The 12759-nt window shown below is 61.8% G+C and carries 12 protein-coding genes; 6 read left to right on the top strand and 6 right to left on the bottom strand.

Translation table 11 applies throughout. The features are described from left to right. Positions 1-2: 2 nt before the first annotated feature. From HFO99_RS15810 to HFO99_RS15800, 3 genes are all read right to left on the bottom strand, one after another. On the bottom strand, positions 3-2207 hold the full coding sequence (locus tag HFO99_RS15810; protein WP_222362207.1) for an RNA degradosome polyphosphate kinase: 2205 nt from the start codon (positions 2205-2207) through the stop codon (positions 3-5). 66 nt (positions 2208-2273) lie between these two features. Continuing rightward, entirely contained in the window at positions 2274-2987 is a 714-nt protein-coding gene (gene hdaA, locus HFO99_RS15805) for a DnaA regulatory inactivator HdaA (RefSeq protein ID WP_064251464.1), read from the bottom strand. Then, the gene (locus HFO99_RS15800) at positions 2980-4104 is read right to left on the bottom strand and encodes an AI-2E family transporter (RefSeq protein ID WP_222252060.1); all 1125 of its coding nucleotides are present in this window, start codon (positions 4102-4104) and stop codon (positions 2980-2982) included. Before HFO99_RS15800 ends, hdaA begins: the two co-directional genes overlap by 8 nt. 244 nt (positions 4105-4348) lie before the next feature. Here HFO99_RS15800 and purM point away from each other — a divergent pair, with 244 nt between their 5' ends. Together purM and purN are read left to right on the top strand one after the other, a co-directional pair. Next, on the top strand, positions 4349-5422 hold the full coding sequence (gene purM / locus HFO99_RS15795; protein ID WP_222362206.1) for a phosphoribosylformylglycinamidine cyclo-ligase: 1074 nt from the start codon (positions 4349-4351) through the stop codon (positions 5420-5422). Then, positions 5419-6090, top strand: a complete 672-nt coding sequence (gene purN / locus HFO99_RS15790; protein ID WP_222362204.1) for a phosphoribosylglycinamide formyltransferase — start codon at positions 5419-5421, stop codon at positions 6088-6090. Before purM ends, purN begins: the two co-directional genes overlap by 4 nt. Positions 6091-6361: 271 nt before the next feature. Here the strand turns inward: purN and HFO99_RS15785 are convergent, their stop codons facing one another. Next, complete coding sequence (locus HFO99_RS15785) at positions 6362-7531, bottom strand: alpha-D-ribose 1-methylphosphonate 5-triphosphate diphosphatase (protein WP_222362203.1); 1170 nt, start codon at positions 7529-7531, stop codon at positions 6362-6364. 179 nt (positions 7532-7710) lie between these two features. Here HFO99_RS15785 and HFO99_RS15780 point away from each other — a divergent pair, with 179 nt between their 5' ends. Continuing rightward, positions 7711-7950 carry a type II toxin-antitoxin system Phd/YefM family antitoxin gene (locus HFO99_RS15780; RefSeq protein ID WP_017959842.1) on the top strand — a complete coding sequence of 80 codons (240 nt, stop codon included), beginning with the start codon at positions 7711-7713 and terminating at the stop codon, positions 7948-7950. Then, on the top strand, positions 7950-8354 hold the full coding sequence (locus tag HFO99_RS15775; protein ID WP_222362201.1) for a type II toxin-antitoxin system VapC family toxin: 405 nt from the start codon (positions 7950-7952) through the stop codon (positions 8352-8354). The genes HFO99_RS15780 and HFO99_RS15775 overlap by 1 nt, the downstream gene beginning before the upstream one ends. Here HFO99_RS15775 and HFO99_RS15770 read toward each other — a convergent pair. Both HFO99_RS15770 and HFO99_RS15765 read right to left on the bottom strand, forming a co-directional pair. Next, the gene (locus tag HFO99_RS15770) at positions 8351-8941 is read right to left on the bottom strand and encodes an NUDIX domain-containing protein (protein WP_222362199.1); all 591 of its coding nucleotides are present in this window, start codon (positions 8939-8941) and stop codon (positions 8351-8353) included. The genes HFO99_RS15775 and HFO99_RS15770 overlap by 4 nt on opposite strands. After that, positions 8938-11142, bottom strand: coding sequence for a molybdopterin oxidoreductase family protein (locus HFO99_RS15765; RefSeq protein WP_222362197.1), 2205 nt, complete (start codon positions 11140-11142; stop codon positions 8938-8940). Before HFO99_RS15765 ends, HFO99_RS15770 begins: the two co-directional genes overlap by 4 nt. Before the next feature lie 16 nt (positions 11143-11158). Here HFO99_RS15765 and HFO99_RS15760 point away from each other — a divergent pair, with 16 nt between their 5' ends. After that, positions 11159-12028 carry a 23S rRNA (adenine(2030)-N(6))-methyltransferase RlmJ gene (locus tag HFO99_RS15760; RefSeq protein WP_065279497.1) on the top strand — a complete coding sequence of 290 codons (870 nt, stop codon included), beginning with the start codon at positions 11159-11161 and terminating at the stop codon, positions 12026-12028. A 59-nt stretch (positions 12029-12087) separates the two neighbouring features. Further along, complete coding sequence (locus HFO99_RS15755; protein WP_222362195.1) at positions 12088-12684, top strand: glutathione S-transferase; 597 nt, start codon at positions 12088-12090, stop codon at positions 12682-12684. The last annotated feature ends 75 nt before the right edge of the window (positions 12685-12759 follow it).

The raw sequence follows: 12759 nt of genomic DNA, 5'->3' as shown, positions 1-12759 counted from the left end.
TTTTACTTGTTGTTGCGGCCTTCGAGCAGGCCGGCGATCAGCTTCGGCGCACTGGACTTCAGAGCTTCACCACGGCCTGACAGGCTTGGATTGGTCATGAAATATTGCTGCGCATTGAACGGTTCTTCGCCCCTGCGCACTTCCATGCGTCGCGACGTACCGTCGGGCAATATCTCGTAGCTTTGTTGATTGTCAATCACGTTGCCGAGCATAATCTGTGACAAGACCTGCTCGTGAACCGTCGGATTCGTCAATGGAACCATGGTTTCGACGCGGCGATCGAGGTTTCGCGGCATCATGTCGGCCGAGCCGATGTAAACCAGCGCCTTGTCGGACGGCAGGCCGTGGCCGTTGCCGAAGCAGAAGATACGGCTGTGCTCGAGGAAGCGCCCGACGATCGACTTCACGCGGATCTTTTCCGAAAGGCCGGGTACCTGCGGACGCAGGCAGCAGATGCCGCGCACGACGAGATCGATCTCGACGCCGGCATGGCTGGCGCGATAGAGCGCGTCGATGATGTCAGGATCGACAAGCGAATTCATCTTCATCCAGATCGCCGCCGGCGCGCCGTTCCTGGCATGCTGGACCTCTTCCTCGATGTGACGCAGGATGCGCGAGCGCATCGTATAGGGCGAGATCGCGAGTTGCATACCCTGTTCCGGCTCACCGTAGCCGGTGATGAAGTTGAAGATGTTCGCCATGTCGTGGGCGATGACGGGATTGCAGGTGAAGTAGGAGAGATCGGTATAGATCTTCGCGGTGATCGGGTGATAGTTGCCGGTGCCAAGATGGCAATAGGTGCGCAGTTTGCCATCCTCGCGACGGACGACCAGCGACATCTTGGCGTGGGTCTTGAGCTCGATGAAGCCGAAGACGACCTGGACGCCGGCACGTTCGAGGTCGCGCGCCCAGCGGATGTTTGCCTCTTCGTCGAAACGGGCCTTGAGCTCGACCAACGCCGTCACCGACTTGCCGGCTTCGGCGGCATCGATCAGCGCGCGAACGATTGGGCTATCGTTGGAGGTGCGGTAAAGTGTCTGCTTTATCGCCAGGACATCAGGATCGCGCGCAGCCTGGAGAAGAAACTGGACCACCACGTCGAAAGATTCGTAGGGGTGATGGACAACCATGTCCTTTTCGCGGATGGCTGCGAAGCAGTCGCCGGCATGTTCGCGGACGCGCTCGGGAAATCGCGCATTGTAGGGGGCAAAGCGCAGATCGTCGCGCGGCGCCTTGGTGATCTCCGACAGCGTGTTCAGCGCCAGAAGACCCGGCAGAACGGCGACGCGGTTGTCGGGGATGCTCAGCGCCTGGACCACGAATTGGCGCAGCGACGCCGGCATTTCCGAATCGGTCTCGATGCGGATGACCTTGCCGCGGCGGCGGCGTTTCAGTGCCGTTTCGAAGAAGCGGACGAGATCCTCGGCCTCTTCCTCGACTTCGATATCGCTGTCGCGGATGACGCGGAACGTACCAGAGCCCTGCACCTCGTAACCCGGGTAGAGCCGATGGATGAAGATGTTGGCGACGTCTTCCAGCGTGATGTAGCGGATCGTGTTCCCATCATCCGGCAGGCGGACGAAGCGGTCGAGCGCCACCGGCAGGCGCAGCAGCGCGGTCATCGGCTCGCGGCCGTTCTTGCTGACAAGCTGCAGACCGATGGAGAAGCCGAGATTCGGAATGAAGGGGAACGGATGGGCAGGATCGATCGACAACGGCGTCAGCACCGGGAAGATCGCCTGTTCGAATTCGGCGGCCAGCCACTGGCGGTCGGCATCGCTCAAGGCGCCGGGGCGCACGATCAGGATGTCTTCCTTGGCGAGATATTGCTGCAGGACGGCGAGCGAGGCCTGCTGCTCCATCTGCAGGTGGTCGATCTCCTGCAGGATCGAATCCAGCTGCTCGGCCGGCGTCTTGCCGTCGGGGCTGCGGATGGCGATGTTCTGGCGCACCTGGCCCTCGAGACCGGCGACACGCACCATGAAGAATTCATCGAGGTTGGCGGCCGAGATCGACAGGAAACGGACGCGCTCGAGCAGCGGATGCTCGGTGTTCAACGTTTCTTCCAGGACACGGCGATTGAATTGCAGCCAGGAGAATTCTCGGTTGATGAAGCGCTCGGGGCTCTTGAGCAGCTCTTCCAGCGGGGGGGTGTTGTCGTTGATTTCCGGAGTGAGTTCCTGATGTTCTGCGACTGCGCTATCCATTGTCCGCTTACCCCGTTTTCAATCGCCAAAGGCAATTATATCAGTTTGACGACGGAACTGTGACAGTCAATCGGCTGGTTCCGAATTTCCCAATTCATTCAATACTTCGGCAGCAAGAGACCGGGTGATTTTCGTGCCCCGCGACAGGGCCAGCCGGTCAAGCCTCTCGACGATCGTCTGGGCCGCGTTCAGCGACCGCTCCATCCGGTTAACGATATAGAGCACGAGTTTGTCATCTATATAAAGCTGCCGGTCGGCGAAGAGCTTGACGATCACTTGCGACAACAGCGCCTCATCCGGTTCGCCGATCTCGACGACGGTTACCGCTTTCAGGCGCGAGCGCAGATCGGGCAGCAAAACCGGCCACGACATCGGCCAGAGGCGGCTGGTCATCAACAGGCTGGTGCCGTTTTCGCGCACGCTGTTGATGACGTGGAAGAGCGCGTTGTCGTCGAAGCCGAGGCGGTCGGCGTCCTCGAACAGCACCGGGCCGGCGGCGGCTGCAACCGCGGCATCCGAGCCAAGCTCGGGATGAATGTCGACGGCGCCGCTCAATTCCCGCCAGATGCGGGCGAGATGCGATTTTCCCGAGCCGACGGGGCCGGCGAGCACGACCACCGGCGATGGCCATGCCGGCCAGGCATCGACGATCGAAACGGCGGCGGCAAGACGCTCCGAGATCAGGAGGTCGTCGCGCCCGCTTGCCGCATCGTGCGAAAAGACCAGCGGCAGCTGCTCTCCGGCCTTGCGCTTCGGATCAGCGTTCTTCACGTCATTCATTGGGAACAGATTTCGTCTTTCGGGCGCGGCCGCTGGGCGACCCGCCAAAATAAAGATCGCTCTGAAGGTAGCGTGAAAGCGCGAAACGAACAAGGACACCGACGGCAGCGGCAGCCGGCACGGCAACCAGAAGCCCGACGAAACCGAAGAGCGCGCCGAAGGCAAAAAGCGCAAACATCAGCCAGACCGGATGCAGGCCGACGCTGGAGCCGACGAGCTTCGGCTGCAGAATGTTGCCTTCCAGGAACTGACCGGTGAAAAAGACGAGGAGCACCAGGCCGATCCAGGGATAATCGGGCCAGAACTGCACAAGCGCCACGCCGATGGCGAGCACGAGGCCAACCATCGAGCCGACATAGGGAATGAAACTGATCATCCCGGCGAAGAGGCCGATCAGCAGGCCGAAATTCAGCCCGACGAGGGAAAGGCCGACGGCATAATAGATGCCGAGGATGAGACACAGCGAGCCCTGGCCGCGGATGAAACCGGCGATCGCCTGGTCGATCTCCTTGGCGATTTGGCGGACATCGCCGACATAATCGCGCGGGATCCATTGGTCGACCTTGGCAACCATACGATCCCAATCAAGCAGGATATAGAAGGCGACGACGGGGGTGACCACGAGCAGCGATATGACGTCGACGATCGCCTTGCCGGAATTCCAGATCTGCGCAAAAAGCCCGGTCAGGAAGCCCATGCCCTCCGACAGGATGCCGGAGAGATTGTCCTTGATCGCGCCCATCTGGTTCTCGACCCAGTCCGGCAGCAGCGAATTATGCGCCTGCGTGATGAACTGCTGTAATTGGCTGATATAACCCGGCAGACGCTGAGCGAAATCGTTGAACTGGCTGATGAGCACCGGAATGAGGATCATCAGCGCCAGCGTGAAGACGATGACGAAGGCGACGAGGATGCCGATGGTCGCCATCATGCGGCTCAGACCCAGGCGTTCAAGCCGGTCGGCCACCGGATCGAGGAAATAGGCGATCGCCATGCCAGCGATGAAGGGCAGCAGGATCGAGCTGAAGACATAGAGAAAGACGATGAAGAAGACGAGCACCGCCAGCCAGAAGAAGATCTGACGCTTGAGACTGTTGCCGCTGACATGCTGTGGCATCGCTTCCCCGCTGATCGTCGCCGCCGCCAAACGCCGCATCGGAACCGAAGCGGCCATTCAGCACATAGGATGCAGGCGCAAAGATGGTCAACCCTGTCGCGCCAAATCCCCGAAAGGCCGGAGGAAGGCGCGGGAAATTGGGGGCTTTTGCCATGCAACGCTTGCATAAAAGCCCCTGTCATGCAATTGCGACCGGCAGATGACGCGGCACGTTTGCCGCCTGAAATAGCCATCGGAGACCAGCATGAGCCAGTCTGGGAAAAACGGCCTGACATATAGCGATGCGGGCGTCGATATCGATGCCGGAAACCTGCTCGTCGAGAAAATCAAGCCGGCGGTGCGCTCGACGCGCCGTCCTGGCGCCGACGGCGAGATCGGCGGCTTCGGCGGGCTCTTCGACCTCAAGGCCGCAGGCTTTGCCGATCCGGTTCTCGTCGCCGCCAACGACGGCGTCGGCACCAAGCTGAAGATCGCGATCGATGCCGACTATCACGACACCGTCGGCATCGACCTCGTCGCCATGTGCGTCAACGATCTCGTGGTACAGGGCGCCGAGCCGCTGTTCTTCCTCGATTATTTCGCGACCGGCAAGCTCGACCCCGATCAGGGCGCGGCCATCGTCGGCGGCATTGCCGCCGGCTGCCGCGAGGCCGGCTGCGCGCTGATCGGCGGCGAGACGGCCGAAATGCCCGGCATGTATTCCTCCGGCGATTACGATCTCGCGGGTTTTGCCGTCGGTGCTGCCGAACGCGGCAAGCTCCTGCCATCCGGCGATATTGCCGAGGGTGACGTGATCCTCGGCCTCGCCTCCTCCGGCGTCCATTCCAACGGTTTCTCGCTGGTGCGCAAGATCGTCGAATTGTCCGGCCTCGATTGGGATGCACCGGCGCCGTTCGCCGCAGGCAAGAAGCTCGGCGAAGCCCTGCTCGAGCCGACGCGCATCTATGTCAAACCGCTTCTGAAGGCGATCCGCGAGACCGGCGCCATCAAGGCGCTGGCGCACATCACCGGTGGCGGCTTCCCGGAAAATATTCCGCGCGTCCTGCCGAAGCATCTGGCGGCCGAGATCGATCTTGCCGCCGTCAAGGTGCCGCCGGTGTTTTCATGGCTCGCCAAGACGGGCGGCGTTGAATCCAAGGAAATGCTGCGCACCTTCAACTGCGGTGTGGGCATGATCGCCGTCGTCGCCGGCGAGAATGTCGCGGCGGTTTCCGCCGCACTCGAAGCCGAGGGCGAGACGGTTATCACGCTCGGCCGCATGATCGCCCGCGACGAGGGCGCTGCCGGCACGGTCTACAAGGGCACGCTTGCCATATGAGTTCGCCGCGCAAACGCGCCGTCGTCTTCATATCAGGCAGCGGCTCCAACATGATGGCGCTGGTTGCGGCGGCAAAGGCAGCCGACTACCCGGCCGAGATCGTCGGCGTCATCTCCGACAAGGCGGATGCCGGCGGGCTTGCCAAGGCCGCCGCCGAAGGTATTGCCACCTTTGCCTTTCCCCGCAAGGACTATGCCAGCAAGGACGCGCACGAAGCGGCGATCTTTTCGGCGCTCGATGAGCTTTCGCCCGACATTCTCTGCCTGGCAGGCTACATGCGGCTGCTGACGCCGACCTTCATCCAGCGTTACGAAGGCCGGATGCTCAACATCCACCCTTCCCTGCTGCCATTGTTTCCGGGCCTGCATACGCATCAACGCGCGCTCGACGCCGGCATGCGGATCGCCGGCTGCACGGTGCATTTCGTCACCGAAGGCATGGACGAGGGTCCGGTGATCGGCCAGGCGGCCGTACCGGTTCTTTCCGGCGATACGGCCGAAAGCCTTGCCGCACGTGTGCTCACCGTCGAACACCAGATCTATCCGCAAGCGCTGCGGCTGTTTGCCGAAGGCCGCGTGACAATGGAAGGCGGCAAGGCCGTCGGCGCTGAGGTTTCGACCGTCGCACCCAAGGCTCAACTGATCTCGCTGATCGGCGAGCGCGCCTAAGCGCATCGCCACACGACGCGCTTCAGACTGGTGACAAAGTCGGCCAGCTTGCCGCCTGGTTCGAATGGCCGCCCCTCATCCGGCTGCCGCCACCTTCTCCCCGTAAACGGGGCGAAGGGACCATGCCGCAACCTCTCCGTTCCCCGCAACCTGTCGTATGGCACGTCCCCTCGCCCCGTTTACGGGGAGAGGGCTAGGGTGAGGGGCAGCCATCTTTCATTGCTTTATGCATATCGTCGTCCCAAAAATCGCATTTTTTGGGCGACATGCATTAAGCCGCCAGAGCCTGTAGCGGATGCAGCGTGCCGTCGCTGTAGACGAAGCGGCCGGCGCGGAAGGTGGCGCGGATGCGGTTGATGTCACCCGGCTCGACCACGACAAGATCGGCGCGCTGGCCGATGGCGATCTCGCCGCGATCCGATAGGCCGGCCGAGCGGGCCGCGTTGCCGGTTGCCATGGCAACGGCTGCCGGCAGGCCGCCTTCCACCATCTCCGCGAGCTTGAAGATGCCGGGCACGAAGGCGGCCGGATGATAATCGGCGGCAATGACGCTCAGCAGACCGGCCCTCGCAGCATCGAGCGCGCTGAGATTGCCCGACATCGAGTGGCCACGCAGCGCGTTCGGCGCGCCCATCAACGTCCAGAGACCGCGACGGCGCGCCTCTTCGGCCGCAGGTGCGGTGACCGGAAACTCGCTGATGGTGACGCCGAGATCGTGCATCTCGGCGACCTTTTCGACGCTGTCATCGTCATGCGAGGCAAGCGACAGCTTGTGCTTCAGCGACAGCGCGACGATCTCCTTCAGCTTGGCCTCGATGTCAGGATTGCTGCGCATGGCGATGCGCTTGGCAACGATCTCCGCCGCCATTTCCTCGGAGATGGCGCGGCGCTCGGAGATGCTGAGGATATAGCTTTGGAGGTTGTTGTACTGGCCCTGGCCCGGCGTGTGGTCGGTCAGGGAGACCATGTCGATCTGGTCAGCATTCAGCAGGCGTTCGAGTGCCGCGGCTGCGCCGACGTTGGTGATTTCGTAGCGGGCGTGGACGCGGTGGTCGATCAGGAGATCGTCACGCAGGCGGTTGATGCCCTCGATCACCGCTGATGTCGTCTCCAGCGAACGGACGTGGCCGTAGACGCTTTCGGTCGCAAAGGAGACGGCGGCGAACGCCGTCGTCACACCGGCAGCGGCAAGCTTCTTGTCAAGTTCGTGGATGCCGAAATCGATCGGCATCGTTGCGTTCGGCCGCGGGGCGATTTCGCGCTCGATCATGTCGCCGTGCAGATCGACGAATCCGGGCATCAGCAGCCGTCCGCCGCCATCGATGGCGGCACCGGCGACCGGCTCCGGCCTGATCTCGGCGATGGCGCCGTCCTCAACACGCACGGAACCTTCACTCACCACCTCGTTTGGGAGAACGAGGGTGAAATTGCTGAGCCACATGGGCTTTCTCCTGACCGCATCCGATGATTGACAAACCGCAGCGCATAGAACTGCTTCGTGACAACTGCATGAAGAACTTCCAAACTTCTTACTCTTTCCGTTCTTGCTTCGCCATACTTGACCAATCAGTTGACCAAGTTTTGACGTGACATTACATTAAACACAAATGGACGGTGGCTATGACGATCAAAGTGAAAGTGGCAGAGGCAAAAACGCATCTCTCGGAGCTTCTGACAAAGGTGGAAGCAGGCGAAGATGTGGTGATATCACGCGGCAACAATGCGGTCGCCCGCATGATCAAGATCGATGACCGTCGCCAGAGGCTCGACGCCATCCGTGCACTCCGCAGCGAACGGGCAGAACGCGCCGGAGCAACCGCGGCCGAAATTCAAGCCTGGCGGCGCGAAGGCCAGCGCTGATGCCGTTCGTGGTTGATGCTTCGGTTGCGGCGGCTTGGTTGCTTGCCGATGAGGAAAGCCGGACTGCCGAAGAAGCCTTGTCGTTTCTCGAAACGGAAGATGCCTTGGTGCCCGATCTCTTCTGGCATGAGATACGCAACATCCTGTTGACCGCGGAACGGCGGAAACGCATCTCCAACGAGGATGTGCTCGCTTGTCTCATGCGACTCACCAGCCTGCCGCTGCGCACTGTGTCAAGCGAAGACCATCTTCCGATCTTGCGGCTTGCCGGAAAATATCAGCTATCGGCCTATGACGCCGCTTATCTGGCGCTTGCGGTCGCAGAGAACGTATCGCTTGCGACGCTGGACGCCAGACTAGAACGTGCCGCGTCAGCGGAAAGTCTCACCTTCGGGCTGGGTTAGAAAAGCGTTCTCCTGTTCAAAAGCGCCCATTGCAGAAGCACGATCGTTTTGACGTCGAAGATCTCGCCGGTTTCGATCATCGCCGCCGCCTCGTCGAGCGGGATTTCGAGGACCTCGATATCCTCGTGTTCCTCGTCCAGGCCGCCGCCTTCCGCCACGCGGTCGGCGATGTCGACGAGGGCTGCGAAGAAATGCACGACTTCGGTGACGGCACCCGGTGAGGTGTAGGATTTGAACAGGAAGCGCGCATCGCGCAGGCGATAGCCGGTCTCCTCCATCGCCTCGCGACGGATCGCCGCTTCGGGATGGTCATCGTCGAGAAGGCCGGCCGGCACCTCGATTATCCAGGCGGGATCGCCGTTGAGATGAACGGCGAGGCGGAATTGGCGGACGAGAACGACGAGGTCGCGCTTGGGATCATAAAGCAGGATGCAGGCGGCCGGTGTGCGGTGATAAACTTCCCGCTTCAATCGCTGGGTTGCGCCCTTGCGGTCGATATAGTCGAGCAGGTAGCTGCTCAGCCGCGTCCACCCATTCGACAGCGTTTCCTCGCCGGCGATCTTCACGCGTGATTTCGGCTGCATCATGCTGCGTCCCTGCGAAGCCAGACCTTGTTGTCATGCACGGCCGCCCCGCCATAGGGCGCGACAGGGTCGGCGCCGGTCAAGACGTTGATGCCCTCGCCGTCGACATGCGCCTTGTTTGGCCAAAGCCCCTCGGCGATCAGCACGCCTGATTTCACTTCGGTGGTGATGCGGGCGTGGATGCGCATATCGCCGCGGCTGTTGCCGATGCGGACAAGATCGCCGTGGCCGATGCCGTTGGCTTCGGCGTCGGCCGGATTGATCATCACCTCGGGGCGGCCTTCTTTCTGACGAGAGGTCTTGGTCTCGGAGAAGCTCGAATTCAGGAAGTTGCGCGCCGGCGACGTGGCGAGGCGGAAGGGATGCTCGAGATCGGCGACTTCGATGACATCGACCTGATCGGGGAAGGCCGGAAGTGCTGCGTGCGGACCGAGCACGCCGATCGCCGCCGGCGGTTTGTTCGGCGCCGGCTGATTGATCCAGTCCGGGCGGAAATGGAACTTGCCATCCGGATGGGCAAAGCCGTTCAGGTAGTGCGCTTCCTCGAAAGCAGGCTGGCGATCGAACCATTTATGTTCGAGGAAATGATCGTAATCCGGCAGGCCGCTCGATTCGAGGATGCGGTCGACCATCTCGCGGGCGGTAAAGCCGAAGCCGGGGCGATCGGCGACCCCGAGGCGTTTGGCCAGTTCCTCGATGACGAAGAGATTGGTGCGCACGGTCGGCGGCGGCTCGACCAGCTTCGGCCCCAGCAGGATATGGTTCTGGCCACCGGCGCGGTAGATGTCGTCGTGCTCGACGAACATCGTCGCGGGAATGACGATATCGGCGATCTCGGCCGTTTCCGTCATGAACTGCTCGTGCACGGCGACGAAGAGGTCGTTGCGGGCAAAGCCGCGTCTGACGAGGCGCTGCTCGGGGGCGATGTTGGCGGGATTGGTGTTCTGGATCAGCATCGCCGTCACCGGACCGCGATGGCGCAGCGCCACCGGATCTCCGGTCAGCACCCGGCCGATCTGCGACTGGTCGAGCATGCGAATATCGGCGTCCTTCATCGACCGGCCAGTCAGCTCCGCATTGTTCATGCGGAAGATATCGCTGTTCGAATGGAAGGCGCCGCCGCCCTCATATTTCCAGGAGCCGAGAACGGTGGCGATCGAGGCGGCCGCATGCATGGCGACCGCGCCGTTGCGCTGGCGGGTGAAGCCATAACCCAGGCGGAAAAAGGTCTTCTTCGTCGTGCCGACGAGGCTGGCGAAGGCTTCGATCTCCTCGACCGAAAGCCCGGTGATGGCAGCGGCCCATTGCGGCGTCTTGGTCTTCAGATGCGCATCGAGACCGGCGGGATCATCGGCATATCTCGCCATATAGTCATGGTCGGCGTAACCGTCGCGGAAGGCGACGTGCATGACGGCGCAGGCGAGTGCGGCGTCGGTGCCCGGCTTGACGATCAGCGCCAAGTCGGCCTGCTTCATCGTCGGATTGTCGTAAATGTCGATGACGACGATCTTCGCGCCGCGCTCCTTGCGCGACTTGATGGCGTGGGTCATCACGTTGACCTGGGTGGAGACCGCGTTGGTGCCCCAGATGACGACGCAATCGGTGCGACCCATCTCGCGCGGATCGGGGCCGCGCAGCGTGCCGGTCGCCATGGTAAAGCCGGTCCAGGCGGGATTGGTGCAGATCGAGGAGAAGAAGCCGGAGTAACGCTTGGCATGACGCAGGCGATCGATGGAATCGCGCTGCACCCAGCCCATGGTGCCGGCGTAAAAATAGGGCCAGATCGCCTCGCTGCCGTCCCTTGCCTCGGACCTCACAAAGGCTTCGGCGATCTCATCCAGCGCATCGTCCCAGGAAATCTGCTGCCACTGCCCTGCCCCCTTGGCGCCGGCGCGGCGTAGCGGATGCATCAGGCGGTCGGGATGGTAGAGCCGCTCGGCATAACGGGCGACCTTGGCGCAAATGACGCCCGACGTGTAGGAATGGCCGCCGGCGCCGCGCACACGGCCGATGCGGCCATCCTCCGATATCTCGACCTCCAGCGCGCAGGTGGAGGGACAGTCATGCGGACAGGCCGTGTGGCCCACCCTGTTGTCCGGCTTTTCTGATTTGGCGTGGATGGGGGTCGCAATGTTCATGGCATTTGTATATTCCAAGGCTTGCACGGCCAAAAGCCACAAAAATTCCCCATGACGCGAATTCATACGGACATCAGCAAAAATGAACTACCGCCACATCTATCACGCGGGCAACTTTGCCGATGTGCTGAAACATGTCGTGCTGACGCGGCTGATCCGCTACATGCAGAAGAAGGATGGCGGCTTCCGCGTGCTCGACACGCATGCCGGCATCGGACTCTACGACCTCTCCTCCGAAGAAGCGCAGAAAACCGGCGAATGGCTCGATGGCATCGGCAAGCTGATGGAGGCAGACCTCGGCCCTCAAGTTTCCGAACTGCTGGAGCCCTACCTCTCGGCGATCCGCGAACTCAATCCGCAGGGCGGCATCCGCTTCTATCCCGGCTCGCCGAAACTTGCCCGCATGCTGTTCCGGCCGCAGGACCGGCTGTCGGCGATGGAACTGCATCCCGAGGACTATGTTAGGCTGCACCGGCTGTTCGAGGGCGATCACCATGCCCGCATCACCGAACTTGACGGCTGGCTGGCGCTCGGCGCGCATCTGCCGCCGAAGGAGAAGCGCGGCATTGTGCTCGTCGATCCGCCCTTCGAGGAGGAGGACGAATATCAGCGGCTGGCCGAAGGGCTGGAAAAGGCCTATCGGCGCTTTCCCGGCGGCACCTATTGCCTGTGGTATCCGCTGAAGAAAGGCGCGCCGATCAAGGAATTCCACGAGAGGCTGCAGGCGCTCGATATCCCGAAAATGCTCTGCGCCGAACTTGCCGTTCGCAGCGACCGCGGCATTACCGGACTGACTGGCTCCGGACTCGTCATCGTCAACCCGCCCTTCACACTGAAGGATGAGTTGCACCAATTGCTGCCCGCATTGAAAGACCATCTGGCGCAGGACCGTTTCGCCTCCCACCGCGCCTTCTGGCTGCGCGGCGAAAACAAGGCCGTCAAGGACGATTGACCAGCCAATCGCCTTCAGGAATAGTCCGCGCCGCAGTCTACAACCTCATCAGGTGTCCCATGAAGCTCCTTTGTTCGCCCGCCTCGCCCTATTCCAACAAGGTGCGAATGGCCGCGCATTTTCTGGGCCTGGAGTTGAACGCCATCCGGGTCGACACCAATACCGGACCGGCGATCCTGCTGGACAACAATCCGCTCGGCAAGATCCCGACGCTTCTGAACGATGACGGGGTCTCGATCTACGACAGCGTAGCGATCATGCATTATTTCGACCGGCTGACGAAGGGCGGGCTCTACCCTTCCAAGAAGGGCAAGCGCACGGATGCGGAAATCCTCGAAGCGCTCTGCGACGGCATCTGCGACTGCCTGTTGGCGATCGTCTACGAGCGGCGCTTCCGCGACGAGGAAAAAATTCACCAGCCGTGGATCGACCGGCAATGGAAGAAGGCGACGAGCGGGCTCGCTCATCTCAGCGCCAATCCGCCGAAAACAGGCAAGAAGCTCAATGGCGGACATTTCGCGCTGGCCGCGACGCTCGATTATCTCGAGTTGCGCTTCAAGGACCAGTGGGAAGCCGATCATGCGCCGCTCACCGACTGGCTCAGGCAGTTCGACAAGAAATTCCCTGCCCATAGCGGACTCAAGTCTGACGGTTGAGCTCCCGGAAACAACGAGATGACAGCAAAAAGCCGGGCGAGGTGCCCGGCTTTTCCATGTTCGGATATCAACCAG

It is taken from the genome of Rhizobium leguminosarum, from assembly GCF_019798305.1.
Taxonomy (GTDB): domain Bacteria; phylum Pseudomonadota; class Alphaproteobacteria; order Rhizobiales; family Rhizobiaceae; genus Rhizobium; species Rhizobium leguminosarum_U.
This window is presented reverse-complemented; position numbering and strand designations above follow the sequence as displayed.

Coding starts and splice junctions, on each gene's coding strand:
- HFO99_RS15760 (WP_065279497.1), top strand. CDS start 11,159: ATGAACTACCGCCACATCTATCACGCGGGCAACTTTGCCGATGTGCTG.
- hdaA (WP_064251464.1), bottom strand. CDS start 2,987: ATGAATGACGTGAAGAACGCTGATCCGAAGCGCAAGGCCGGAGAGCAG.
- HFO99_RS15780 (WP_017959842.1), top strand. CDS start 7,711: ATGACGATCAAAGTGAAAGTGGCAGAGGCAAAAACGCATCTCTCGGAG.
- HFO99_RS15775 (WP_222362201.1), top strand. CDS start 7,950: ATGCCGTTCGTGGTTGATGCTTCGGTTGCGGCGGCTTGGTTGCTTGCC.
- purN (WP_222362204.1), top strand. CDS start 5,419: ATGAGTTCGCCGCGCAAACGCGCCGTCGTCTTCATATCAGGCAGCGGC.
- HFO99_RS15770 (WP_222362199.1), bottom strand. CDS start 8,941: ATGATGCAGCCGAAATCACGCGTGAAGATCGCCGGCGAGGAAACGCTG.
- HFO99_RS15785 (WP_222362203.1), bottom strand. CDS start 7,531: ATGTGGCTCAGCAATTTCACCCTCGTTCTCCCAAACGAGGTGGTGAGT.
- HFO99_RS15810 (WP_222362207.1), bottom strand. CDS start 2,207: ATGGATAGCGCAGTCGCAGAACATCAGGAACTCACTCCGGAAATCAAC.
- HFO99_RS15755 (WP_222362195.1), top strand. CDS start 12,088: ATGAAGCTCCTTTGTTCGCCCGCCTCGCCCTATTCCAACAAGGTGCGA.
- purM (WP_222362206.1), top strand. CDS start 4,349: ATGAGCCAGTCTGGGAAAAACGGCCTGACATATAGCGATGCGGGCGTC.
- HFO99_RS15765 (WP_222362197.1), bottom strand. CDS start 11,142: ATGAATTCGCGTCATGGGGAATTTTTGTGGCTTTTGGCCGTGCAAGCC.
- HFO99_RS15800 (WP_222252060.1), bottom strand. CDS start 4,104: ATGCCACAGCATGTCAGCGGCAACAGTCTCAAGCGTCAGATCTTCTTC.